Origin of the sequence: Ensifer sesbaniae, from assembly GCF_013283665.1 — a bacterium.
GTDB classification, from domain to species: Bacteria; Pseudomonadota; Alphaproteobacteria; order Rhizobiales; family Rhizobiaceae; genus Ensifer; species Ensifer sesbaniae.
Map to the genome: position 1 here is coordinate 2,193,593 of NZ_JABEKU010000001.1, position 23,646 is coordinate 2,217,238.

A 23,646-nucleotide genomic window follows, 5' to 3' on the forward strand; every position below is an offset into this window, starting at 1 on the left:
ATAGCATGACAGTCTGATGACGGCAGCAACGAAAAAGTGTCAGGCGGCGGCTTTTTGATCTTCCGCGTGTATGAAGGCGTTGATCCGCGCGATCACGGGGGCAGCGGAAACGATGCGGCGATGGCCGAGGCCGTTTGCCCAATGGATCTCGACATTCGGCCCCGCGGCCGCATAGCGGCGCGCATGATCGGCCGCCACCTCCTTGTCGTCCTCGGCATGAATGATCAGCGTCGGCACGGCCAGGACGCCGATGATCCGCGCGGCGTCGAATTCCTCGAGCCGGCGGCCGGAGAGACGCTCGACGACACCTTCGAAGGCAGCCTGCGTCTTCGGCGCCAGGCGAAGAACCTTCCCGAAGCCTTTGAAAAGCCAGGTCATCTCGCTCGGCGCGCCGATCAGCACCAGCTTCTTCGCCACATGGCTGCGCACGTCACAGACGATCCCACCCGCCGCACAGGCAAGGCTCGCGCCGCCGAAGGAATGTCCGACGCAGACGTCGAAATTGCCGAAATGCCGCCAGGCGGCGTCGATGGCCCTGACCGCCGCGGGCATGGTGAGCGTCCGTCCCGGCGAGCCGCCATGCCCCGGCCAGTCGAGCGTCACCACCTCGGCGCCGCCTTTGACCAGGCCATCGATCATCGCGGCTAGGTAGTCGCTCCGCGAACCCCAGCCATGCACGAGCAGGATGCGCTTGGCGTTAGCCGCACCGTGCGGCGCCGCGAACTGCCGCGCCAGCACCCAGCCTCCGGCATAGGAAAGCGTCACCGGCCTTGCCCTGGCGATCACCGGCTCTGCCGCGGCGAGTGCTGCCTTTTCCTTGGCGTTTTTCGGCTTTCGGCCGGGTGTGACGCTGAAAAGGTTGAAAGCCAGGCTGCCGGCGGCCTCCGGCGAGAGCGCTGCCACGCCTTTCAGCGCGTGACGGATGACCTTGATCGCAAAGGATGCCATAGTGGGAATCTCTTATTATGTTCAATGATGAACATAATTGTACAACGTTGAACAAAAATCAAGTGACGACTGAACACCATTTTCCCTGGGATCATCCCCGCTTCCGTAGCTGGATCGCCGTGGCGCGCGCCTGCCAGCTCATGCAGCAGACGTTGACGCGCGAGATCGCCCATCTCGACATCAAGCCGCCGCATCTCGACATCCTGATCAATCTCTATCGGTTCGATGGCATCTCGCAGCAGGAGCTGGCCCGCAAGCTGCTGGTCGGCCGCTCCAACATGAGCATGCTGCTGCCGCAACTGGAGAGGCGCGGACTGATCCTGCGCCGCGGTGACGAGAAGGACAAACGGGTGCTGCGGCTGTCGCTGACGCCGGAAGGACGCACGCTGACCGAGGCGGCCATGGAAATCCACACGGCGCTGATCGAGAAATCGATGGTCGGCGCGCCGATCGAGGAATGCATGATCGTCGCCCAATCCATGGAGCGGCTGATCGGCATTCTGCTCAAGGAAGAAGGCGAGCTGGCCTGACCTGCCCGCAGCATGTTTCCTTGATTCGTAACCGATTTAAGGACAAAAACATACAGCATTCAAAGTGCTACAGCGACCTTTGCGCGTCTGATAAGACGCGCGGCGCTGTAGTGGTCAGCGCGGCTTCTCCGCCTTGTCGCGCGACATGCCCTTGTCAGTGAGCTCCTGTTCGTAAGCGGCGAACAGCTCTTCACCCTTCTCGCCGAGTTCACGCAGATAGCTCCAAGTGAAGATTCCGGTGTCGTGGAAATCGTCGAAACCGATGCGGACCGCGTAATTGCCGGTCGGCTGCACCGAAATGATCTGCACGTTGCGCTTGCCGGGCACCGTCACCCGCTGCCCGGGGCCGTGCCCCTGCACTTCGGCGGACGGCGAAAGCACCCGCAGCATCTCCGCCGAGAGATCGAAGGATACGCCATCGTTGAAGGTAACGACGAGCCGATGGCGATCCTTGGAGACACGCAGTTCCGTCGGCCAGATTTCACTCATATTGCCTGCTCCTGTTTCTACAGCGCCGCGCGTCTAATCAGACGCGCAAAGGTCGCTGTAGCACTTTGATTTGCTGCATGTCTTAGTCCTTAAATCGAGGTCGATTTAAGGAGACATGCAGTAGGCTGCAAAGGCAGTGCCTTGTTTCGCCGTCTATTTCATCTTCAAACTGATTCCGGCCCAGGGATAAAGTGACGCACCGCATTGCCGCGTGAATTACCCTGCTCTTCCGATCAACACTTTGCGACAGTATGCGCCTTGACGCGACCATTCTCAGCAACGACATTGATAGGGCTGGGAGAAAGACGCTTGAACACAGCCACCATCGACAGGATCGGCGCAATGCCGATCGAGCAGAAAACCGCTCCGATGATCGACCCCTTCGGTCGGGCGATCACCTATCTGCGCGTGTCCGTCACCGATCGCTGCGATTTCCGCTGCACCTATTGCATGGCGGAACACATGACCTTCCTGCCGAAGAAGGATCTGCTGACGCTCGAAGAATTGCAGCGGCTCTGTTCCGCCTTCATCGCCAAGGGCGTGCGTAAGCTTCGGCTCACCGGCGGTGAACCGCTGGTGCGCAAGAACATCATGTTCCTAGTGCGCGAGCTCGGCAAGGAGATCGAGGCCGGCCGGCTCGACGAGCTGACCTTGACCACGAACGGTTCGCAGCTTGCGAAATACGCGACCGAGCTCGTCGATTGCGGCGTCAAGCGCATCAACGTCTCGCTCGACACGCTGGACCCCGCGAAGTTCCACCAGATCACCCGCTGGGGCGAACTCGCCAAGGTCATGGAAGGCATCGACGCGGCCCAGGCCGCCGGCCTCAAGGTCAAGATCAACGCGGTGGCGCTGAAAGGTTTCAACGACGCGGAAATCCCCGATCTCATGCGCTGGGCCCACGGCCGCGGCATGGACCTGACGTTGATCGAAACCATGCCGATGGGCGAGGTCGAAGAAGACCGCACCGACCACTACATGCCGCTCTCGGAAATGCGCCGGCAATTGGAAGAGCAGTTCACCTTCTCGGACATTCCCTATCGCACCGGCGGCCCGGCCCGTTACGTCGAGGTCGCCGAAACCGGCGGACGCCTCGGCCTGATCACGCCGATGACCCATAACTTCTGCGAAAGCTGCAACCGCGTCCGCCTCACCTGCACCGGCACGCTCTACATGTGCCTCGGGCAGAACGACGCGGCCGACCTGCGCACGGCGCTCCGTGCCTCCGATGACGATGCCTATCTGAGCCAGGTGATCGACGAAGCGATCGGCCGCAAGCCGAAGGGCCACGACTTCATCATCGATCGGGAGCACAACCGCCCCGCCGTCGCCCGCCACATGAGCGTCACCGGCGGCTGAGTTTTCCCTTACAGATTTTACTTTGCCGGCAGGCGGACCCTCATCCGAGCGGTGAGGCCGATTAGCCCCTCATCCGCCTGCCGGCACCTTCTCCCCGCGCGCGCGGAGAAGGAAACCTGAGGTGACGCTCTCGTTCCCTCTGACGGTGTTTCGCGTGAATGCGGGGACGACCTGTGGCTGATCGCAGTCAATGCGGGCAAAATCGTCCCTTCGGGTACGTCCCCTCGCCCCGCTTGCGGGGAGAGGGTTAGTCCTCGGGTTAAACCCGAGGAGAGGGGCTGATCCGCACGGGGTTGCCTTAAAAGAATGACCGTCGTACCCAAGGACGAGCCAAAACCTAAGCCGCGTAGCTACGGCCCCTCTGCCCCTGCGCACCGATGCCATCCGTACCCGTCCGGAAACGCTCGATCTTCTCGTTGAGCATTTCCACCTGCCGGCGCAGCCCGTGGATCTCGGCGGTGTTTTCTTCGACCATCGCGGCATTCTGCTGGGTGATCAGCTCGACCTCGTGCACGGCCGAATTCACCTCGTTGAGGCCGGTATACTGGTCGGCCGCCGAAGCCTCGATGTTGCTGACGAGTTCGTGGATCGTGGTGATGTGGCTGTTGATGACGGTGAGCGCATCGCCCGTTTCCTGCACCAGAGCCACGCCGCTTCTCACCTGTGCCGAGCTCTCGGAGATCAGTCCCTTGATCTCGCGGGCCGCACCGGCGCAACGCTGGGCAAGCTCGCGCACTTCCTGCGCCACGACGGCAAAGCCGCGTCCCGCCTCGCCTGCCCGTGCCGCCTCGACGCCGGCGTTGAGCGCCAGAAGGTTGGTCTGGAAGGCGATTTCGTCGATGACGCCGATGATCGTGCCGATCTTTTCAGAGGACCGGTTGATCTCCGCCATCGCATCGATCGCCTTGGCCACCACCTGGCCGGAATGCTTGGCATAGGAGTTGGTCTCGCCGACGGAGACGGTCGTCTTGCGCGCGCTTTCCGCGGTGGCGCGGACGATCTCCGTCAATTGGCGAAGCGCCCGCGAGCTTTCCTCAAGTGCTGCCGCCTGCTGCTCGGTGCGGCGCGCCAGGTCGTCGGCCGACGACGCAAGGTTGCCGGTGCCGCCGGTGATCTCGCCGGTGACGACACGCACGTCGGCAAGCGTCGCCCGCAGCGCCTCGACCGCATTGTTATAAGTGCGCGCCATGATCACGTAGTCGGCGGGCAGATCTTCGGCCATGCCTTCCTCGAGATTGCCGTCGGCAAGCGCCGCCAGGACATCCGAAAGCGCATTCAGCGCCTGCATCTGCTCGGCCTCGACCCGGGCACGCTCCGCGGCGCGGCGCGCTTCCTCCTCGGCCGAAAGCGCGCGTGCCGCCTCCGCCTCGCGCCCCAGCCGCACGTTCTCGACGGCATTGTCGCGGAACACGGCAACGGAGCGCACCATGTCGCCGATCTCGTCGCCGCGGTTGCGGCCCTCGATGGCGACGTCGAGATCGCCGCTGGCAAGCCGCGTCATCGTTTCGGTCACGCGCTTCAGCGGCCCGCGCAGGGTTTCGACCAGCATCAGGCCACCGATGATTGCAAGCAGCGTCCCGGCGATCATGGCGACGATCGAGACGTCGGCCGAACGCTGGCTGTCGACCTTGCCAGCTTCCTGCGCGCTGCTGACGAAGCTTTCGAGCGTGGCGCTGGCGGCAGCGACGAGCGCCGAGGCTTCCGCCTTCGCGGCTTGCCAGCGGCTGCCGACGTCGATCAGCGCTGCCGTGTCCTTGGCGATATCGTCGAGCGAGGGGCCGAGCTTCGCCGGCAGGTCACGGAGTGCCGCGTTCTTGCCGCCGAGTTCGCCGAGCTTGGCCGCCGTTCCGCGAACTGCCTCGATGTCGGCCATGACCGGCTCGCGCCCGGCAGCATCGAGCTTGCGATGCAGCTCGCTGATATGCAACCGTGTGCTGTCGAGCCTCTTGAAGGTGTCGCCCATCAGCGTGATCAGGGTCTTGAGCTGCGAGATCTCGGCGTCCATGCCGACGAAGCGCTTGGCGGCCGTGTCCGAGTTCTTGGCGGCCTCCTTGGCAAAGTCCGCTTCATATTTGGAGAACTTGCCGAGAATCGGCACCAGCGCATTCTTCTTTGCCTCGCTGTCTTCGGCGCCGGCAAGGATCGCCTGAACCTTGAGCGCCTGATCCTTCACGTCGGCGATCGGCGCCTGCACCTTTTCCGAGGCGATCTTTTCCGCCTCGTCGATCTGCTTCAGGAGATGCGGCAGCAACTTGCCGGCCTGGTCGATCTTGGCATCCGGATTTACGGCCATCGTTACCGGCAGGCGGAACTTCTTGATGCGCTCAGCGAGGCCCTGATAGGCGGCGGCGTCGAACAGAAGCGCCTTGGCGAAGGCTTCCTTCTCACCGGATTCCTTGCGGATGAAATCGATCTGCTTATAGGCGCCGTTGCCCTGCTCGGTCATGTCGGCGAGTGCCGCTTCCAGTGATGCCGTCACCTGGTCCCGTTCGACCTTGATCGCCCAGAGCTTTTCCGTCTGGCCGCGCATCGCCTCCCCCAGCGCCAGAACGGAGGCGATCTCCGCCTTGTCCTCATCCCGCGTCAGCAGGCTGTCGAGCGCCTTCACGCCGCTTTCCTGCTCGTCGATCTGAACCGCGAGTGCTGTTTTCGTTTCCTCGCTCGGCGCATCCGAGAAGGCCTGCAGCGCGCTGCGCAGCGCCTGGAAATCCGAGAGATTGTTGATGGTTTCGCGCGTCACGGTCATGTGGCCGTTGAGCGTGCGGGCGGTGAAGAAGCCAATGAGACCAATACCGGCGATCAACGCCACCAGCGGAACCACGAAAAGCAGAACCTTGGTGACGATCCGCAAGCGTTGCAGCAGGCGATCGATGAAAGACATTGCGCACCCCTGAATTATTCTTATGGGAAGCAGGCCCGCGCGGCGGCTTTTCTTGGTGAAAACACCGATGGGACGATTGCCGCAGGCTCTCCCAAGCCTTGGGCAGACATCCCTGGAATGGCCACCCTGCAAGGTTTGCTGCGGCGCCACCCCGCCGATCGCGTCATGCGAATGGATGCGGAATTGTGGCGACGATAGGCAGCGAAACTTAAGATTCCGCGAATAAACTCAGGTTCGTCCGCTGCCGGTTCCACCGTTCTACTTGCGCTGAAAGAAAAACGGTTGGCGCATGCGAACCCGTTTGCACAAGACCGCGGCCAATGCTTAAACATTGGGCGATCCCATCCCGTGGATTCGCCTCCCCATCCGTCGGCAGCGCCCCGCTCGCCGGCGCCGCAGGACAGCAAGCATGCAAGCCTCCACCAATTTCCGCGGCATTCTGTTCATGTGCCTGGCAATGGTCACGTTCTCCTGCAACGACGCACTCGTCAAATCGGTCACCGGCGCGATGAATGTGGGCCAGATCATCTTCGTGCGCGGGTTGCTGACGACCGCGATGGTCGTGCTCGCCGCCTGGCAGTTCCGTGCGTTCAGGCCGCTCGGCACCCTGATGAAGCCGGTGATCCTGCTGCGCATCGCCATGGAGGCACTGGCCTCGGTCACCTATATCTCCGCCCTCGGCCAGATCCCGCTCGCCAACGCCTCGGCGATCATGCAGGCGCTGCCCTTGGCGGTAACCCTCGGCGCCGCACTCTTCCTCGGCGAGCCGGTCGGCTGGCGGCGCTGGACGGCGATCATCGCCGGCTTCATCGGCGTGCTGATCGTGCTGCGCCCCGGCCCCGAGGGTTTTACACCGGCGGCGCTGACCGTCGTCGCCTGCGTGTTCGTAACGGCCACGCGCGATCTCTGCACCCGCCGGATCGGCCATGAGGTGCCGTCGCTTTACATCACGGTATCGACCTCCCTCGTCACCACCATCGTCGGCGCCGTGCTCATCCAGCCGATGGGCGGCTGGCAGCCGATGTCGGCGACGACGTTCAGTCACATCGCCGCCGCGAGCATCCTGCTGATGCTCGGTTACCAGACGATCGTGCTGGCGATGCGCGCCGGCGACATCTCCGTCATCGCCCCCTTCCGCTACACCAGCCTCATCTGGTCGATCGCGATCGGCATCTTCTTCTTTGCGGAAGTGCCGGATACCTGGATGCTGGTCGGCGTCGCGGTCATCATCGGCTCCGGTCTCTACACCTTCTATCGCGAGACGCAGCGCGGCAGGAAAGCCGTCGCCCGGCGCTCACTGACCGGCCCGCTGGAATAGGAGCATCCCGATGCCGGAAACCAGATACCCATCGCTGATCAGCGCGCCGCGACCAGCGGTCATCCTCGCCGGCGGATTGTCGCGGCGCATGGGAAGCCCGAAGTTTGACCTTCAACTCGGCGGCCAAGGGATGCTTTCGCGCATCGTCGAGCGGCTTCGACCGCAGGTCACGAGCATCGCGGTCAACCTCAATGCCGAACCAGCGGACGCGATCGTCGGCGATATCCCCGTCATTGCCGACACGGTTCCGGGTTTTCTCGGCCCGCTCGCCGGCGTGCTGACGGCCATGCGTCACACGGCGGCGACCACGCCGGAGGCAACCCATGTCGTTGCCGTCCCGACCGACACGCCCTTCTTTCCGGGCGATCTCGTCGCGAGATTGGCCGGCGCCTTGACCCAACGTCAGCAGATCGCCGTAGCGGCATCCGCCGGCCAGATGCATCCGCTGTTCGCACTCTGGCCGGTCGCGATCGCTGACGATCTGGAGAACTGGCTGACGAACGACCCGAAACGCCGCGTCCGTGCCTTCATCGAACGCCATGCCTCGGTAACGGTCGATTTTCCTGTCATCATGACGTCGAGGGGCGCATTCGACCCCTTCTTCAACATCAACACGCCTGAGGATCTCGTTGAGGCGCAGGAATGGTTGAGCTTGTTCGAGGATAGCAAAGCATGAGCGCCATGAAGATCTTCGGCATCGCCGGCTGGAAGAACTCCGGCAAGACCGGACTGATGGTACGGCTCGTCAGCGAGCTGACGCAGCGCGGCTACGTCGTGTCCACGGTGAAGCACGCGCACCACGACTTCGACATCGACAAGGTCGGCGCCGACAGCTACCGCCACCGCGAGGCCGGTGCCCATGAGGTGACGATCGTCTCCGGCACGCGTTTTGCGATCATGCACGAATTGCGCGGCGCGCCGGAGCCCAGCTTCGAGGACATCCTTGCGCGGCTCGCCCCTTGCGATCTGGTGCTCGTCGAGGGCTACAAACGCGAACCGATCCCGAAGATCGAGGCCCGCCGGCTGGAATCGGCAAACCGCGAGCCGCTGGCGCCCACCGATCCGCACATCTGCGCCATTGCCGCCGACCACCCGGTCACCGACACCGATCTGCCGGTGTTCGATCTCGACGACACCGTGGCAATCGCCGATTTCGTCGAAAGGGTCACTGGCCTGCAGCGCAAGGCCGACGCTCGCTAAGCCCGCTGCGGGACAACAGATCGTCGCGCATCATTGCCTCGGCAGCGAATCGAGCGTCTGTTCCGCCTCGACCGTGCCATTCAGCGCTCGCGTCATACGTTGTGCCGTCGGTTTTCGGCTTGGCACCGATCAACGGGCGTCCGCCTTGCGGAAACGAAGCTCCGCTCAAATGTCGTGATCCGTGGGCGTTTGTTCGCCCTGCGCGGCAAAGAATCATCAGTTCGTCGCGCCTACGGTCATTTCGTCCGGAATGTCGTTGAGACGGACGAAGCTGTAGCCCTTCGCCTTGAGGTCGAGGATGCCGCGCGCGACGCCGGCGCCGGCGGAATGGGTCGGCTGGTTGATATGGGCGATGATGACGTCGCCATCCTTGGCTGCGCGAATCCGTTTCTCGGCAAGAGCAGCGCCCAGCAGCGAACCGCCATCGCCGTTCACCGAATAACCGGCGATGCGATACCCCATCGCACGGATCTGGCCCATCGACGAATGGGTATACTTGGCGGTCGCGCCGCGGAACCAGCGCGGCGCCGGCAGGCCTTGCGCCTTGATCGCCGTCGCACCGCCATCGACTTCGGCCGCAACCGCCGCCTCGGAACCGGCCGCCGCCAGACCATAGACGGAGACCTTCACGTCGATCGGCGGCACGTGCATCGCGCCGTGATCCTCGATCTCGAAAAGGTCCGGATGCGCCTTCATCACCTCGACGACGAGGCCGTTGCGCTTCAGCCAGCGCGCGGTGACGAAGATGGTCGCTGGGATGTGGTTTTCAATCAAGGTGCCGAGGATGCGCATGTCGGTCGCGCCGCTGCAGGCGTCGAGCGTCAGGGCCACGCGCGGCGCCGCTCCCTTGCCATCCGGGTTTGTCGGCAGCCGCAGATCCGGCTCGACGAGGCCGGCCGCCGCGCTGGCCGAGTGTGCAAGCAGGGCGAAGGCGAAGTATGGGAGGGCAGCGGCTTTCATGGCAATCCGGGGAAACGAAAAAGTGAGACCTGTGAAACGACGGAAACCCGCCTTTGGCGAGGCGGGTTTCTTGGATGTAGCCGGGCAGTCCTGCCCGAAACTTGATCAGCGCTGCGCGAAGCTTAATTAGCGCTGCGCGACCGGGCGGACCAGCGGTGTGACGCGGCGGATGGTGACGCGGCGGTTCTGCTGCTCGGCTTCCTGCGTGCGAACTTTCAGGAAGCGCTCGCCGTAGCCCTGGGTCACCAGGTTTTCCGGCGGGATGCCGTAGACCTCGGTCAGCAGCGACGCGACCGATTCGGCGCGCTTGTCCGAAAGCACGAGGTTCGAGCGGTCCGAACCGACGGCATCGGTGTGACCTTCGATGAAGAAGGTTTCACCCGGATCCTTGGCAAGGATCTTCTCCATCGCGGCCGCGACCTTGCGCATGGTCTTGGCCTGCGACATCGACACCTCGGCGCTGCCCGTCGGGAAGGTGATCGTGTCGAGGTCGACACGGCGAACCTTGTCGCGCAGGCGGGCGGAGTGACGGACCTCGTCGATCGTGTAGACGCGCTCGACGGGCTCCACCGGCGGCTCGGCCAGGAACTCGTAGTAGTCGCGATCCGGATCGTCCGAAACGTCGGCGATATAGTCACGCACCGGGATGCGCAGGCGCATCGGCGGCAGTTCGTAGCCGACGTCGATAATCGCCGGGCGTGGACCTTCGTCACGCTCGGGAGCATAGATCATCAGGTACTCGTTGCCGTCGCGGTCCACGCGCGAGCGCTGCAGGATGTCGCCGTAACGGTTGTAGACGGTGACGATCCGGTAGCCGCCGGGGCGCAGGATGGTTTCGCGGGTGCGGCCGCGCGGAAGCTGATCATAGTAGGTCTCTTCCGCATCGTGACGCAGGCGCGGACGATCGTCGCCTCGGTCACGTTGTTGGTGATGTTGTTGACCGTCGTGTTGTTGTTGATCACCGTGTTGTTGATGACGGTGTTGTTGACGATGTTGGTCGTCTCCGGAACCACGAAGACCGGCGCCTCGTCGACACGTGTGCCCTTTTCGTTGAGGTTGGCCTCGATCTTCTGCGGCAGGTCGGCCGGGATTTCCGCGGCGATCGCAGCCTGGGCTGCGGCATCGTCTGCCGGCGGCGCTACGTCTTCTTCCTTGGCGCGCAGTTCCTCGCGCAGCTTCTGGCGCTGTTCGCGCGCCTGGTTGCCGCCCGAATTGTCGGCGTCCTTGTCGCTGTCGAGCACGGCGGCACCGTTTTCAACCGGCAGAACGACGGTCTCGTCGGTCGCCGCCGGGTCTTCGGCGATCTTCACCTTCTCTTCTTCCGTGCGGGTGTCGACCACTTCCGGAACCGGCTGCTGCACCTGCGGCTGCTGCTCGGCGGTCGCCGGCTGCTCAGTGCCCGGGACCGGCTGACCTTCGCCGGTTTGCGGCTGTTCCGTACCAGGCACAGGCTGGCCCTCGCCGGTCTGGGGCTGCTCCGTGCCGGGCACGGGCTGACCTTCGCCCGTCTGAGGCTGCTGCTCGGTGCCGGGTACAGTTTCCGTCGGCGCAGGCTGTTCGCCCGCCTTCTGCTCTTCGGTCACGGGCGGCTGCTCGCCGGCCTTCTGCTCCTCAGTGGTCGCGGGCTGCTGAGCCGCCTTGCCCCCTTCCGGCGGGCATGCGGTGGATGCATCCTGACCTTCCGGAACGACACAGTCGCCGGGCTGAGCCTGTTCCGCAGCCTTCTGCTGTTCTTCCGCGGCCTTCTGCTGCTCGGCGGCTTGACGGGCTGCCTCTTCTTCCGCAGCCTTCTGCTGTTCAGCGGCTTGGCGCGCAGCCTCTTCCTCGGCAGCCTTCTGCTGCTCGGCGGCCTGGCGCGCTGCCTCTTCTTCCGCGGCCTTCTGCTGCTCAGCGGCCTGGCGCGCTGCCTCTTCTTCCGCAGCCTTCTGCTGTTCGACGGCTTGACGGGCCGCCTCTTCTTCCGCGGCCTTCTGCTGCTCAGCGGCCTGGCGCGCTGCCTCTTCTTCCGCAGCCTTCTGCTGTTCAGCGGCTTGGCGCGCAGCCTCTTCTTCCGCAGCCTTCTGCTGTTCAGCGGCCTGGCGCGCTGCCTCTTCTTCCGCAGCCTTCTGCTGTTCAGCGGCTTGGCGCGCTGCCTCTTCTTCCGCAGCCTTCTGCTGCTCGGCGGCCTGGCGAGCAGCTTCCTCTTCAGCGGCCCTCTGCTGTTCGGCCGCCTGACGCGCAGCCTCTTCCTCGGCCTGGCGCTGCTTCTGCAGCAGCAGCAGCTCTTCGTCGGACTGGCCACCGCCCTCCTGTGCAACCTCGAATGGCTTCATCAGGCTATCGGCGACGGCCGGCGGAACCGCGACGGACACCGACAGCACCGGCAGCGCGACGGTCGCAAACAGTTTGGATCGAATCGACATTTGTCTTCCTTCCTCTTCCTGGGAGGTCCTGGTCCCGCATCCTCTTCCCGGTCTATGACGCGCCGAAGAATGATGCGTACGCGAATGCTCACCGGGCCTTGACCCAAGCTTCCGGCTTTTTTGTGTTGCCCGCGACGCATGCCGTCACGCGCAAAGGCCGAACCACGCGCAGGTTTCTTGATAAGGGCTAACGGAGGCAAGATTAACCGCCGCTGAACGCGCCGTTCATGTTCATTGCCAGGGCCGCCATCGCAATCTGCGGTCGAAATCCGATTCCCGGTGAGCACCCTCGCTTTCCTGTTGATTTTTACAGGAAAAGAGTACGAATATCGCCGCAACCGGAGGCAGACGCCCCGGCCGAAATCGGTGTCCGTGAAGAAGAAAAGACCGGGTACCGACCAACAGAGAGGACTATCATGCGTATTTCCAGACGGCTGGCAGCCGCCGCATCGGCTGCCGTTTTCGTGCTCATGGCAGGCTCGGCCATGGCCGACGGCGAAAAGGTCGTTATCGGCACGGAAGGCGCCTATCCGCCCTTCAACAACCTCGAAGCAGACGGCACGCTGACGGGCTTCGACATCGACATCGCCAAGGCGCTGTGCGCGGAAATGAAGGCGGAGTGCACCTTCGTCACGCAGGACTGGGACGGCATCATTCCGGCGCTGATCGCCAAGAAGTTCGACGCCATCGTCGCGTCCATGTCGATCACCGCCGAGCGCAAGGAAAAGGTCGACTTCACCAACAAGTACTACAACACGCCGCCGGCCATCGTCGTACCGAAGGATTCGCCGATCACCGAGGCGACCGAGGCAGCGCTTGCCGGCAAGGCGCTCGGCGCGCAGGGTTCCACCACCCACTCCAACTATGCCGAAGCGCATATGAAGGGCGCGGACATCAAGCTCTATCCGACGGCTGACGAGTACAAGCTCGACATCGCCAACGGCCGCATCGACGCCGTCATCGATGACGTCGTCGTGCTCTCCGAATGGCTGAAGACGGCTGACGGCGCCTGCTGCAAGCTGCTCGGTACCCTGCCGATCGACCCGGTCATCAACGGCGAAGGCGCCGGCATTGCCGTGCGCAAGGGCGACGACGCGCTGCGCGAGAAGTTCAACAAGGCGATCGAAGCGATCCGCGCCAACGGCAAGTACAAGGAAATCAACGAAAAGTACTTCCCGTTCGACGTTTATGGCAGCTGATTGACGGGTTCCGGCGCGATTTCCTAGTGAATCATGCCGGAAAAACGTCAGTTCATGCGAAAAATGCAACGGCGGATGGCTTGCCCTTCCGCCGTTTTTGTTTGACAAGAGCCTAAAACAAGGCGCGATCGGTACACACAAAAACGGCGCAAAGGGGAAACTTCTGACATGAGCGGGTTGTTTGCCGGCTTCTATTCCATCCTCTCCTGGATCGGATCGATCGTCGATCCATTCTGTGGCCCGGTCGGGGTCTTTCGTTGGCTGGCGCCCGGCACCTTGCTGGCCTGCGGCGACACGGGCTGGGGCGACGATATCGCCTACGGCTTCGTCGTTACCGCGAGCCTTGCCCTCGCGACGCTGCCCGTCGGCCTGCTGATCGGCTTTTTCGTCGCTCTCGGGAAGCAGTCCGAGGAGCGCACCGTGCGGCTCGCCGCCAATATCTACACGACGATCTTCCGCGGCCTGCCCGAACTGCTGACGCTTTTCATCGTCTATTACGGCCTGCAGATCCTCGTTCAGCAGTTGCTGGGGACGTTCGGCTATGGGGGCCCGGTCGAGATCAACGCCTTCTTCGCCGGCATGATCGCGCTCGGCGTCGTCTTCTCCGCCTATTGTTCGGAAGTGCTGCTCTCCGCCTTCAAGGCCATTCCGCATGGACAGTATGAGGCCGGCGACGCTCTTGGTTTCCATCGCAACAGGACCATGCGCCTCATCATCCTGCCGCAGCTCGTGCGCATCGCGCTGCCGGGTCTCGGCAATCTCTGGATGGCGCTGCTCAAGGACACGGCCCTCGTCTCGGTCGTGGGCCTGACGGACATCCTGCGCCAGACCGGCGTCGCCGCCCGAGTGACGAAGCAAGCCTTTGAATTCTATGGTGTGGCCTGCGTGCTCTTCCTGATCCTCGCGATGATCTCCTCGATCGTCTTTGCGAATCTGGAACGCTGGACCAAACGTGCGGAGATGGGCCGATGAGCGCCGTTGCAACGATGATCCCGCCGCAGGCCCCGCCTCCGGTTCCGCCAAAACCCTATACGCTCGCCCGCTTCGTCGGCAGCGTTGCGCTCGGCATCTGGCTCGCACTTGGCGTCGGCATCTTCCTGACCGTCGTCAGCGGCTGGGACCCGGAGAAGTTCGCGAAATACGGTCCGCGTTTCCTCTCCGGCCTCGGCGTCACGCTGATGCTGGTTTCTATCTCAATCGTGCTGGGCGCCATTCTGTCGCTGCCGATCGCCTTTGCCCGCATGTCGAAGAACAGGCTCTGGTCGTGGCTCGCCTATGGCTATGTCTATTTCTTCCGCGGTACGCCGCTGCTGGCGCAGCTCTTCCTGATCTATTACGGCCTCGGCAGTTTCCGCCCGCAGCTCGAAGCGGTCGGCCTGTGGTGGTTCTTCCGCGATGCCTGGAACTGCGCGCTCTTCGCCTTCACGCTCAACACCGCAGCCTACCAGGCGGAAATTCTCCGTGGCGCGATCCAAAGCGTGCCGCGCGGCCAGCGCGAAGGTGCCGCCGCCCTCGGCCTGCCCGAGCGCGTCGCCTTCTGGAAGATCATCCTGCCGCAGGCGATGATCGTGGCGCTGCGCCCCTATGGCAACGAAATCATCCTGATGATCAAGGGCTCGGCGATTGTCGCGATCGTCACCGTCTTCGACCTGATGGGCGAAACCCGTTACGCCTTCTCGCGCACCTTCGACTTCCAGATGTATATCTGGGCAGCCATTCTCTACCTGATCATGGTCGAGATCCTGCGCAACATCTGGAGCGCGCTGGAAGCGCGGCTGACCCGTCACCTCAAGCGCTAAAACACGTCACGCAAAGTGCGCAGCAGCTTTGCGATGACGACATGCGATATCAAGGACTGAGCTTGGCAGCACTCTCCGTGAGGTGCTGCCAAGCTTTTGTTATTTCTTACGAAAGTTTCATTTCGGGGCAAACATTAGCCCTTGATTAAGAAATCAGGCGTTTCATCATAGGGACCAGCTTTGCGAGAAGTGAGGTCCTCATGACAAACGAGATGGAACTTCAGCTTAAGGGCTACGGCCTGACGACGGCCCAGATCCTCTATCACATGCCGGATCATCCGACCTTCCTCCAGACCTATGTCTGGCAGCACTACGACATCGCGCCCGACTTTCCGGAGATGCGCAGCTTCCTTAAATTCTGGCAGGAAAAGCTGGATGGGCCGCTGCATTCGGTGCGCTATGTGCACCGCAAGCTGATCTCGGCGACGGAATGGCGGGCGCTGAAGGGCGAGTTCATCCTGCACTGAACCGCCGATCGAAACTGACGAGCCTAAGTAGCCGGTCAGGCTACCCGCATTGCGATCGGCATGCCTGGACTACCGCGATGGCGCAGGCGTCCGGAACCTTCCAGGCGACGCCCTCAAACATGCACCTCCCCATGCGCCAATTCACCTTCGGTCGGCTCCCTGTGCAACGAGCCGTAGAGCACCAGCGCATAGAACAGCAGAACGCCAACGATTACCGGCCAGCCGGATACGGGACCCAGCGCCGCATTCTGGGCGACATCGGTCCAGGAGCGCACGTGACCGAAGGGTTCGCCATTGGTCGAGATCTTCGGCGAGGAAATCTTCAGGGTCCAGGCAAGCAACAGGATCAGATACATCCAGCAGTAATTGCGCTGCAGCCGCCGGCAGAAAGCCTCACGGTAACTCATCAGGAAGGCCGGCTTGCGCAGGCTTTTGGCGATTGCCACCGCCCAGTTGAGGTTCGGCGTTCCGTCCGGTGCGAGAATCTGCGCAAAATACCCGCGCTCCAATTGCCTGACCCGCGCGCGGTAGACATCGAAGAAGCGATAGCGCCGCGCTTCGATGAGCAGCAGCAGCGTGATCAGCAGCATCGCGAAAAGCAGCACGCTATGGTGCGACGACGGGGTCGACAGGGAAACGGAGAGCAGCGCGGCGACGACGGTGATCGCCCAGTTCGAGGTCCGGTCGATGCGGTCGCGCCAGCCGGCCATGCGGCCCAATTCGCCGCGGTAATAATGCACGACCGCGTTGATCTGTTCCTGCGACGACTGCGGCAGCGGCGGGCCCTTCGGCTCCTTGACCTCCGCACTGATGATCAGCGGACCGAGCTCGGCGGACATCGGTATTCCTCCCGTCTTTTCTTATGCTTGCGATGATGACTCCTTTCCGTCCGCCGATAAATCCCGACGGCGTCGCGCGGCGCCGTTTTTCGTTCAAAAGGCCAATGAAATCCTGTCTCTCGTGTGGATAGCAATTCATCCGCCGCGGCAAACGATCACCGACGGCGATTGCCAAAGCCCCTTCGTGGACGTAAGAAGCGGCGATGACCCAGAAGAGCACGAAAATCGACGAGGAAGCGCTGGCGGAAGCCTATAACCGCGCCCTCTCCCTGGAAAAATCCGGCAACTTCGATGCCGCTGCCGACGCCTATGCCGAAGTGCTGGCACTCGACCCGGAAGACCACGGCGGCGCGGCCGTGCGGCTGGCTTCGATGGGGCGCGGCGAAACGCCGGTGAAGGCGCCTGACGCCTATGTCGCCACCCTCTTCGACCAGCATGCCGAGGTCTTCGACAACGTGCTCGTCGACCAGCTCGGCTATTGCGTACCCTTGCTTGTTCGCCAGCGGCTGCAGGCGCTCGAGCTCGGTCCGTTCGATCGCGTGCTCGATCTCGGCTGCGGTACAGGCCTCACCGGCGGCGCGCTTCGCGACATGGCCGACGATATCACCGGCGTCGACCTCTCGGAAAACATGGTCGAGATCGCGCATGAGAAGGATCTCTACGAGACGCTCTACGTCGCCGAAGCGGTCGATTATCTCGACGACAACGACGACGAGCCCTTCGACCTGATCGTCGCGACCGACGTGCTTCCCTATATGGGCGCGCTCGAAGCGCTGTTCTTCGGCGCCGTCGACAATCTCGTGCCGGGCGGCCTGCTGATCTTCTCCAGCGAGACGCTGCCCGCCGAAACCTTCGCCGGCCGCGATTTCATGGTCGGCCCGCACCAGCGCTTCGCCCATGCCGAAAGTTACCTGCGCGACCGTCTCGCTGCCACCGGCTTCGAGATCGTCGAGGTCGGCGACATCACCGTGCGCATGGAAGAAGGCGAACCGATCGCCGGCCATCTGGTGATCGCCCGCTTCAAGCCCTGAATGATCTCAGGCCACTTGCATAATTCCTTAGATCGAAATCGATTCGAGGATGAAATTATGCAGCAGATTTAAAGCGTTACAGCGTCCCTTGCGCGTCTTGAAAGACGCGCGGCGCTGCAGGCGGGCATCGAATGATGCCGCCCTTCGCTCTTTTCCCCATCCGCGCCATCGGCTACACCAAATGCGAAAGCAATGGGAGTATTTGAAAAATGGCAAAGGTCGCATTCATCGGTCTCGGCGTCATGGGTTATCCCATGGCCGGCCACCTCAAGGTCCGCGGCGGACACGAGCTGACGGTCTACAACCGTACCTTCGCCAAGGCCGAGAAATGGGCCGCCGAGTTCGGCGGCCGCGCGGTGCGCACGCCAGCGGAAGCCGCCGATGGCGCAGAGTTCGTATTTTCCTGCGTCGGCAACGACGACGACCTGCGCTCGGTAACGACGGGCAAGGATGGCGCTTTTGAAACGCTTGGCGCCGACGCCGTCTTCATCGACAACACCACCGCTTCCGCCGAGGTCGCCCGCGAACTCTACGAAGCAGCGAAGGCGCGCAACGCCCACTTCATCGATGCCCCGGTTTCCGGCGGCCAGGCCGGCGCCGAAAACGGCGTGCTGACGGTGATGTGCGGCGGCGACGAGCCGGTCTTCGATCGTGCCAAGCCCATCATCGAAGCCTTTGCCCGCATGGTCGGCCTGATGGGCCCGGCCGGCGCTGGACAGATCACCAAGATGATCAACCAGATCTGCATTGCAGGTCTCGTCCAGGGGCTTGCTGAGGGCATTCACTTCGGCAAGAAGGCCGGCCTCGATATCGAGAAGGTCGTTGATGTCATCTCCAAGGGCGCGGCCGGCTCCTGGCAGATGGAGAACCGCCACAAGACGATGAACGCCGGCAAGTATGACTTCGGTTTCGCCGTCGACTGGATGCGCAAGGACCTCGACATCGTGCTCGCGGAAGCCCGCCGCAACGGCGCCAAGCTGCCCGTGACCGCCCTCGTCGACCAGTTCTACGGCGACGTTCAGGCCATGGGCGGCAATCGCTGGGATACATCCTCCCTGCTCGCCCGCCTCGAAAAATGAGCCTCGGCCCGTCCTCGACCGCAGACGAGATCATCGCTCACCTGCGGTCTCTCGGGTCTGAAGGCAATCTCGCCGGCATGGCGCGCTTCGGCATCGTCACCGATGCCGCCCTCGGCCTCTCCAATGTCGAGCTGCACAAGCTGACGCGCCAGGTGAAAGCCGATCACCGCCGCGCGCTGGAACTCTGGCGATCCGGCATCCGCGAGGCGCGCATCCTGGCCGCCTTCACGGCCGAGCCGAACATGCTGACGCTGGAAGAGGCTCGCCGCTGGGCGGACGATTGCAATTCCTGGGAAGTCGTCGACACCGTCGCCGACCTTTTCGTCGCCGCCCGCTTCGAGCGCGAACTGGTCCCGGAATTCGCGGCCGACGAACGCGAGTTCGTCCGCCGCATCGCCTTTGCGATGGTTGCGACCGCTGCAGTCCACCTGAAGAAGGAACCGGACGCGACGCTCCTCAACTGGCTGCCGCTGATCGAAGAGCACGCAACCGACGAGCGGAATTTCGTCAAGAAGGCAGTCAACTGGGCGCTCAGGCAGATCGGCAAGCGCAATGCCGCCTGCCACGGGCCGGCACTGGCGCTGGCGGAACGCCTGGCCGCAAGCACGAACCGCGCCGCCCGCTGGACGGGCAAGGACGCGGTTCGCGAACTTAGGAGCGACAAAGTGCTTGCGCGCCTCGGCCTCGGTGAAAGCCGCGCCGGTTAGCGCGGCTGCCTCAGTCCTCGGAGGATTTCGCCTGGTCGATTACCATGTAGTCGAGCGGAAGCTCGGTCGTGTACTTGATCTGCTCCATGGCGAAGGCGGAAGAGACGTCGCGGATCTCGATCTTGGCGATCATGCGCTTGTAGAACGCGTCATAGGCAGCGATATCCGGCACGACGACTCGCAGAAGATAGTCGACGTCGCCGCTCATGCGGTAGAATTCGACCACCTCGGGAAACTCCGACACCACCTCGGAGAAGCGGCGAAGCCATTCCATCGAGTGCGAGTTCGTGCGGATCGACACGAACACCGTGACCTTGGTGTTGATCTTCACCGGATCGAGAAGGGCGACGCGACGGCGGATGACACCGTCCTCTTCCATCTTCTGGATGCGCCGCCAGCACGGCGTGGTCGAAAGTCCCACCTTCTTGGCAAGGTCGGCAACGGCCAGCGTGGAATCCTCCTGCAGCAGGCGCAGGATTTTGCGGTCTAGGCGGTCCATGAAACTCCCTCTCGAATTATTTTTCCTTCTATAGCGCGAAATTAGTGAAGATAAAGAAAATTGTTTCAGGCCGAGAGCATAACCACCCGCTCCCGCAGGAATGGCAGGACATCGGCCTCGAACCAGGGATTACGCTTCAGCCAGCCGGTATTGCGCCAGCTCGGATGCGGCAGCGGCAGGATGGCGGGATCCCTATTGCGCAGCGCGTAGCGGCGCCAATCCTTCACCGTCTCGGTCATCGATTTCGGGCAATCGGGCCCGATATGCCAGCGCTGCGCATAGTGGCCGATCGCCAGAACCAGCTCGACCTGCGGCATCAGATCCATCGCCCGTTGCCGCCACAGCGGCGCGCATTCCCGGCGCGGCGGCAGGTCGCTGCCGTGGGCGTCATAACCCGGAAAGCAGAAGCCCATCGGCACGATCGCAAATTTCCCCGGATCGTAGAAGGTCTCGCGGTCCACCCCCAGCCATTGCCGGAGCCGATCGCCGGACGCATCGTTGAAGGGCAGCCCGCTGTCATGCACGCGAAGCCCGGGCGCCTGCCCCGCGATCAGGATGCGCGCGGTCGTCGAGATCACCGCCACCGGTCGCGGCTCATGCGGCAGCCGGTCGTCATCGCCGCTCATCGGACTGTCGCGACAGATGCGGCAGGCGGCAATCGCAGCCCGCAGCCGCTCCAGGTCCGGGAGATCGTTCTCAGACATCGCCAATACTCGCAAACAATGCGGTCAGCCGCTCCAGCAGCCAGCGCCTGATCGTCTCCAGCCAACCGTCGACCAGAGGCGGGCCTTCGTCCGGATGGCCGTTCGTCCGGCGCCATTCCTGCGGCGTCGTGAATTCGCCTCCCCAAAGGCCGCGCCGCTCCTTCTCCGCCCGTGCCTCTTCCGCCTGGTAGCGCCCGTAGCTGACCGCATAGCCGGAGAGCACCATCTCCCGGCCGACATCGCGCCCGCCTGCCTCACAGGTGCCGAGGTCGCGGCCATAGCGGTCGCGTCCGTGAAAGCGGCAGCGCACATCGCCCGCCGAAATCAGCGTTCTCAGGCGATCACGCGCCTCGCGGCCGCAATCCCAGGTCCCGCCGTCGCGCTCGCAGCTCTGGTCCAGTTCCGGCGCGTCGATCCCCTCGATGCGGATGCGCTTGCCATCGAGGCGAAGGCTGTCGCCATCGCTTGCGGTGGCGAGGCCACGCGCCTCGCCGGTCGCCGCGCGCTCCGCGACGGGCAGTTTGTCGGCGAAATAGGCGCCGACCGAAAGCAACAGAAGAAAGATCCACCCGACGAGCATGCCGCTGCGCCCGGCTGGTCGCGATCGGTCCACAGGGCCTCCGCCTCTCCCGCCGGTGAAGCGGTATCTCGTCCGGCCCGATTTCACGTTTCCTGCACCTCTATCGTTACGCGCGTGCCCGGCAGACCCGGCACACCATAAATACACATGATTCCAGGAGCTTGTAGGCGAAATCTCATGCGCCGGCTCTCGCTTTCGACCGGAAGCCACCCCGGCGCCACAATGGTTGTCGAATCCTTCACACCCGGCAGCAACTTCTTAAGGATTGCTCACTAGACTGCAAGGAAACCATAACCTTCGCATAAGAGCATGAGTATCGCCGCCAGCACCTCGACAGATAAGATCATTGTCGACAAGTCGCGAAACCATCGAAACAAGGCCGTTTCGAGGACGGTCCGCGCGACGCGTGAACGGCTGCAAACGGGCTCGTCCGTGCCTTCGGGCTTCGAGCGCGAGATGCTCAATCTCTACATCGGTTCGGCCCTGCACAGCGCCATTGCCGTCCCGGTGCTCGTCAGCCTGATTGCCGTCGTCGGGGTCTATCTCTCCGGCAATCTCACCATCGTCCTCTGGGCCGTCATGACCCTCTCGGCGCATGCGGTGACGCTCATGCTGGCGAGGAAGGCGCGCAAGAAGGACATCAGCGCGGAAAAGGTTCCGGTCTGGCGCCGACGCCTGCTGCTCGCCCAGCTGTTGATGGGTCTCTGCTGGGCGGCCCTCGTTGCTCAGGATTGCGCCACGTGCGGCGATGTCCGCCTCGGCTTTTTCGTCGGCACTGCACTACTCTTTGCGCTTGCCGTCACCGCCATGGGCACATTCCTGCTGCGTAATGCCCTGCTGTGCACGTTCACACCTGTCATCGCCGCATTGGCCTTCGTCTCGCTGACGACGGGCAACCAGATCTATATCGGCCTCAGCGGCATCATTTCGTTGTCTCTGCTTTTCCTCGTGGTCATGACCGACCGCATGAACCGCGCCAATGTCCACATTCTCTCGGTTCAATCGGAAAAGGACGACCTGATCGCCGAGCTCGAAGTGGCAAAATCGATGTCGGATGAAGCGCGGCGCCGGGCGGAGGAAGCCAATCTCGCCAAGTCGCGCTTCCTGGCATCCATGTCGCACGAGTTGCGCACGCCCCTGAACGCCATCTTGGGCTTCTCCGAGGTCATGTCGACGGAAGTCCTGGGTCCACTCAGCAACCCGACCTACAAGGAATACACCAACGATATCCATCGTTCCGGCGAGCACCTGCTGAACCTGATAAACGAGATCCTCGACCTGTCGCGCATCGAGGCCGGCCGCTACGACCTGAACGAGGACGCAGTCAGCCTTGTCGAGATTGCCGAGGACTGCGTCGGCATGGTGCAACTGAGGGCGCGCGCCAAGAACATCACCATCCACTCGCAGTTCGAAGCCGGCATGCCCTCGGTCTGGGTCGACGAGAAGTCGATGCGGCAGGTCATCCTCAATCTGCTGTCGAATGCGGTGAAGTTCACCAATGCGGGCGGCGAAATCACCTTCAAGTGCGGCTGGACTGCCGGCGGCGGACAATATCTCTCGATCAAGGACAACGGTCCGGGCATTCCCGAAGAGGAAATCCCGATCGTTCTGTCGGCCTTCGGCCAGGGCTCGATCGCGATCAAGAGTGCCGAACAGGGCACCGGCCTCGGCCTGCCGATCGTCCAGGCCATCCTCGCCAAGCACAATGGCGAATTCATCCTGCGCTCCAAGCTCCGGGAAGGCACGGAGGCGATCGCCATCCTGCCGGCCCGCCGTGTGCTCGAAAGCCTGCCGCCGGTCGAGGACGTGGCAGCCCCGGTCCGTCGCCGCAAGAGCTTTGCCTGATACACATATCCGCTGAAGCAACTCATGCCGCCGTCTTCGAGCAGCGGGTGGTCATCCAAAGCCTTAATTCCGGAGCGAATTAAGGATAAAATTGCAGGATGAAAGTCGGTATCGCCACGCTTGCATTGCAACCACGATAGCCGAAGGTCGGACGTCCCTTCTGCCCTCGCCGGGGCCATGTCGCTCGACCGCGTGGCGTGACGGAAGGAGCGCTGTGGCATGAACATATTCACTGACGAAACCAGGGAGCCGACGAGGCGTGAATTCCTCTATCTTTCAACCGGTATTGCGGGCGCCGTCGGAGTGGCTGGCGCTTCGTGGCCGTTCCTGAACCAGATGAACCCTGACGCCTCGACGCTGGCGATGGCCTCGATAGAGGTCGACGTAGCCTCGCTCGAGGAGGGAGCGTCGATGACGCTCAGGTGGCGCAGCCGCCCGATCTTCATCCGCAACAGAACGCCCAAGGAGATCGAGGCGGCGAAAGCGGTCGCGATGGACGAACTCAAGGACCCGGTGGCGCGTAACGCCAATCTTCCCAAGGACCAACCGGCCACCGATCTTGCGCGCTCGGCCGGAGAAGGCCGAGAGAACTGGCTCGTGATGGTCGGCGTCTGCACCCACCTCGGCTGCATCCCGCTCGGTCAGGCCGGCGACTACGGCGGCTGGTTCTGCCCTTGCCACGGCTCGCACTACGACACGGCCGGCCGCGTTCGTAAGGGGCCAGCCCCGGAGAACCTGGCGATACCGCCGATGACGTTTATCTCCGATACCGTCATCAAGATCGGCTAGTGTCCTGATCGATAAATTTGT

At 63.1% G+C, this 23,646-nt stretch carries 22 protein-coding genes and 1 pseudogene; 14 read left to right on the top strand and 9 right to left on the bottom strand.

Features of this window, described 5'->3' with window-relative positions; all coding sequences use genetic code 11:
- Positions 1 to 39: 39 nt before the first annotated feature.
- Complete coding sequence (locus BHMPCIPO_RS10620; RefSeq protein WP_173516699.1) at positions 40 to 948, bottom strand: alpha/beta fold hydrolase; 909 nt, start codon at positions 946 to 948, stop codon at positions 40 to 42.
- Positions 949 to 995: 47 nt separating this feature from the next.
- Between BHMPCIPO_RS10620 and BHMPCIPO_RS10625 the strand changes: the two genes are divergently transcribed.
- The gene (locus BHMPCIPO_RS10625; RefSeq protein WP_376741635.1) at positions 996 to 1,478 is read left to right on the top strand and encodes a MarR family winged helix-turn-helix transcriptional regulator; all 483 of its coding nucleotides are present in this window, start codon (positions 996 to 998) and stop codon (positions 1,476 to 1,478) included.
- A gap of 114 nt (positions 1,479 to 1,592) precedes the next feature.
- Here BHMPCIPO_RS10625 and BHMPCIPO_RS10630 read toward each other — a convergent pair whose 3' ends face one another.
- Positions 1,593 to 1,967: a gamma-butyrobetaine hydroxylase family protein gene (locus tag BHMPCIPO_RS10630; RefSeq protein WP_173516701.1), complete on the bottom strand. Its 375-nt coding sequence runs from the start codon at positions 1,965 to 1,967 to the stop codon at positions 1,593 to 1,595.
- A 309-nt stretch (positions 1,968 to 2,276) separates the two neighbouring features.
- On the opposite strand from BHMPCIPO_RS10630, the gene moaA reads away from it, so the two are divergent.
- Complete coding sequence (moaA, locus tag BHMPCIPO_RS10635; protein ID WP_173516702.1) at positions 2,277 to 3,326, top strand: GTP 3',8-cyclase MoaA; 1,050 nt, start codon at positions 2,277 to 2,279, stop codon at positions 3,324 to 3,326.
- Positions 3,327 to 3,663: 337 nt separating this feature from the next.
- On the opposite strand, the gene BHMPCIPO_RS10640 is transcribed toward moaA, so the two are convergent.
- Complete coding sequence (locus BHMPCIPO_RS10640) at positions 3,664 to 6,207, bottom strand: methyl-accepting chemotaxis protein (protein ID WP_173516703.1); 2,544 nt, start codon at positions 6,205 to 6,207, stop codon at positions 3,664 to 3,666.
- 409 nt (positions 6,208 to 6,616) lie between these two features.
- Here BHMPCIPO_RS10640 and BHMPCIPO_RS10645 point away from each other — a divergent pair, with 409 nt between their 5' ends.
- Genes BHMPCIPO_RS10645 through mobB form a run of 3 tightly spaced genes read left to right on the top strand, consistent with a single transcriptional unit; the run spans position 6,617 to position 8,725 of the window.
- A complete protein-coding gene (locus BHMPCIPO_RS10645) occupies positions 6,617 to 7,525 on the top strand; it encodes a DMT family transporter (RefSeq protein WP_173516704.1) in 909 nt (302 codons plus the stop codon).
- A gap of 10 nt (positions 7,526 to 7,535) precedes the next feature.
- A complete protein-coding gene (mobA, locus tag BHMPCIPO_RS10650) occupies positions 7,536 to 8,201 on the top strand; it encodes a molybdenum cofactor guanylyltransferase MobA (RefSeq protein WP_173516705.1) in 666 nt (221 codons plus the stop codon).
- Positions 8,198 to 8,725: a molybdopterin-guanine dinucleotide biosynthesis protein B gene (mobB, locus tag BHMPCIPO_RS10655; RefSeq protein ID WP_173516706.1), complete on the top strand. Its 528-nt coding sequence runs from the start codon at positions 8,198 to 8,200 to the stop codon at positions 8,723 to 8,725. The genes mobA and mobB overlap by 4 nt, the downstream gene beginning before the upstream one ends.
- Positions 8,726 to 8,941: 216 nt before the next feature.
- Here mobB and BHMPCIPO_RS10660 read toward each other — a convergent pair whose 3' ends face one another.
- Both BHMPCIPO_RS10660 and BHMPCIPO_RS10665 read right to left on the bottom strand, forming a co-directional pair.
- Positions 8,942 to 9,685: a polysaccharide deacetylase family protein gene (locus tag BHMPCIPO_RS10660; protein ID WP_173516707.1), complete on the bottom strand. Its 744-nt coding sequence runs from the start codon at positions 9,683 to 9,685 to the stop codon at positions 8,942 to 8,944.
- A gap of 126 nt (positions 9,686 to 9,811) precedes the next feature.
- Positions 9,812 to 12,087: pseudogene (locus BHMPCIPO_RS10665) on the bottom strand (OmpA family protein).
- A 416-nt stretch (positions 12,088 to 12,503) separates the two neighbouring features.
- Here BHMPCIPO_RS10665 and BHMPCIPO_RS10670 point away from each other — a divergent pair.
- The 4 genes from BHMPCIPO_RS10670 to BHMPCIPO_RS10685 all read left to right on the top strand — a co-directional run bounded on the left by BHMPCIPO_RS10670 (position 12,504) and on the right by BHMPCIPO_RS10685 (position 15,552).
- On the top strand, positions 12,504 to 13,286 hold the full coding sequence (locus BHMPCIPO_RS10670; protein ID WP_173516708.1) for an ABC transporter substrate-binding protein: 783 nt from the start codon (positions 12,504 to 12,506) through the stop codon (positions 13,284 to 13,286).
- A 168-nt stretch (positions 13,287 to 13,454) separates the two neighbouring features.
- A complete protein-coding gene (locus tag BHMPCIPO_RS10675; RefSeq protein WP_173516709.1) occupies positions 13,455 to 14,258 on the top strand; it encodes an ABC transporter permease in 804 nt (267 codons plus the stop codon).
- Positions 14,255 to 15,085: an ABC transporter permease gene (locus tag BHMPCIPO_RS10680; protein ID WP_173516710.1), complete on the top strand. Its 831-nt coding sequence runs from the start codon at positions 14,255 to 14,257 to the stop codon at positions 15,083 to 15,085. The genes BHMPCIPO_RS10675 and BHMPCIPO_RS10680 overlap by 4 nt, the downstream gene beginning before the upstream one ends.
- Positions 15,086 to 15,285: 200 nt before the next feature.
- The gene (locus tag BHMPCIPO_RS10685; protein WP_173516711.1) at positions 15,286 to 15,552 is read left to right on the top strand and encodes an usg protein; all 267 of its coding nucleotides are present in this window, start codon (positions 15,286 to 15,288) and stop codon (positions 15,550 to 15,552) included.
- Between the two features lie 113 nt (positions 15,553 to 15,665).
- Here the strand turns inward: BHMPCIPO_RS10685 and BHMPCIPO_RS10690 are convergent, their stop codons facing one another.
- Positions 15,666 to 16,391 (bottom strand): DUF2270 domain-containing protein, encoded by a 726-nt coding sequence (locus BHMPCIPO_RS10690; RefSeq protein ID WP_173516712.1) that lies wholly within the window; start codon positions 16,389 to 16,391, stop codon positions 15,666 to 15,668.
- 203 nt (positions 16,392 to 16,594) lie between these two features.
- Here BHMPCIPO_RS10690 and BHMPCIPO_RS10695 point away from each other — a divergent pair, with 203 nt between their 5' ends.
- The 3 genes from BHMPCIPO_RS10695 (at position 16,595) to BHMPCIPO_RS10705 (ending at position 19,208) form a co-directional block, all read left to right on the top strand.
- Positions 16,595 to 17,422 carry a class I SAM-dependent methyltransferase gene (locus tag BHMPCIPO_RS10695; protein ID WP_173516713.1) on the top strand — a complete coding sequence of 276 codons (828 nt, stop codon included), beginning with the start codon at positions 16,595 to 16,597 and terminating at the stop codon, positions 17,420 to 17,422.
- A gap of 209 nt (positions 17,423 to 17,631) precedes the next feature.
- The gene (locus BHMPCIPO_RS10700; RefSeq protein ID WP_173516714.1) at positions 17,632 to 18,501 is read left to right on the top strand and encodes an NAD(P)-dependent oxidoreductase; all 870 of its coding nucleotides are present in this window, start codon (positions 17,632 to 17,634) and stop codon (positions 18,499 to 18,501) included.
- Positions 18,498 to 19,208 carry a DNA alkylation repair protein gene (locus BHMPCIPO_RS10705; protein ID WP_173516715.1) on the top strand — a complete coding sequence of 237 codons (711 nt, stop codon included), beginning with the start codon at positions 18,498 to 18,500 and terminating at the stop codon, positions 19,206 to 19,208. Before BHMPCIPO_RS10700 ends, BHMPCIPO_RS10705 begins: the two co-directional genes overlap by 4 nt.
- Positions 19,209 to 19,218: 10 nt before the next feature.
- On the opposite strand, the gene BHMPCIPO_RS10710 is transcribed toward BHMPCIPO_RS10705, so the two are convergent.
- From BHMPCIPO_RS10710 to BHMPCIPO_RS10720, 3 genes are all read right to left on the bottom strand, one after another.
- The gene (locus BHMPCIPO_RS10710) at positions 19,219 to 19,707 is read right to left on the bottom strand and encodes an Lrp/AsnC family transcriptional regulator (protein WP_173516716.1); all 489 of its coding nucleotides are present in this window, start codon (positions 19,705 to 19,707) and stop codon (positions 19,219 to 19,221) included.
- A 65-nt stretch (positions 19,708 to 19,772) separates the two neighbouring features.
- Complete coding sequence (locus BHMPCIPO_RS10715) at positions 19,773 to 20,411, bottom strand: uracil-DNA glycosylase family protein (RefSeq protein WP_173516717.1); 639 nt, start codon at positions 20,409 to 20,411, stop codon at positions 19,773 to 19,775.
- Positions 20,404 to 20,991: a thermonuclease family protein gene (locus BHMPCIPO_RS10720; protein ID WP_173516718.1), complete on the bottom strand. Its 588-nt coding sequence runs from the start codon at positions 20,989 to 20,991 to the stop codon at positions 20,404 to 20,406. Before BHMPCIPO_RS10720 ends, BHMPCIPO_RS10715 begins: the two co-directional genes overlap by 8 nt.
- 309 nt (positions 20,992 to 21,300) lie before the next feature.
- On the opposite strand from BHMPCIPO_RS10720, the gene BHMPCIPO_RS10725 reads away from it, so the two are divergent.
- Both BHMPCIPO_RS10725 and petA read left to right on the top strand, forming a co-directional pair.
- Positions 21,301 to 22,836, top strand: a complete 1,536-nt coding sequence (locus tag BHMPCIPO_RS10725; protein ID WP_173516719.1) for a sensor histidine kinase — start codon at positions 21,301 to 21,303, stop codon at positions 22,834 to 22,836.
- Between the two features lie 219 nt (positions 22,837 to 23,055).
- A complete protein-coding gene (gene petA, locus BHMPCIPO_RS10730) occupies positions 23,056 to 23,625 on the top strand; it encodes a ubiquinol-cytochrome c reductase iron-sulfur subunit (RefSeq protein ID WP_173516720.1) in 570 nt (189 codons plus the stop codon).
- Positions 23,626 to 23,646: the final 21 nt, after the last annotated feature.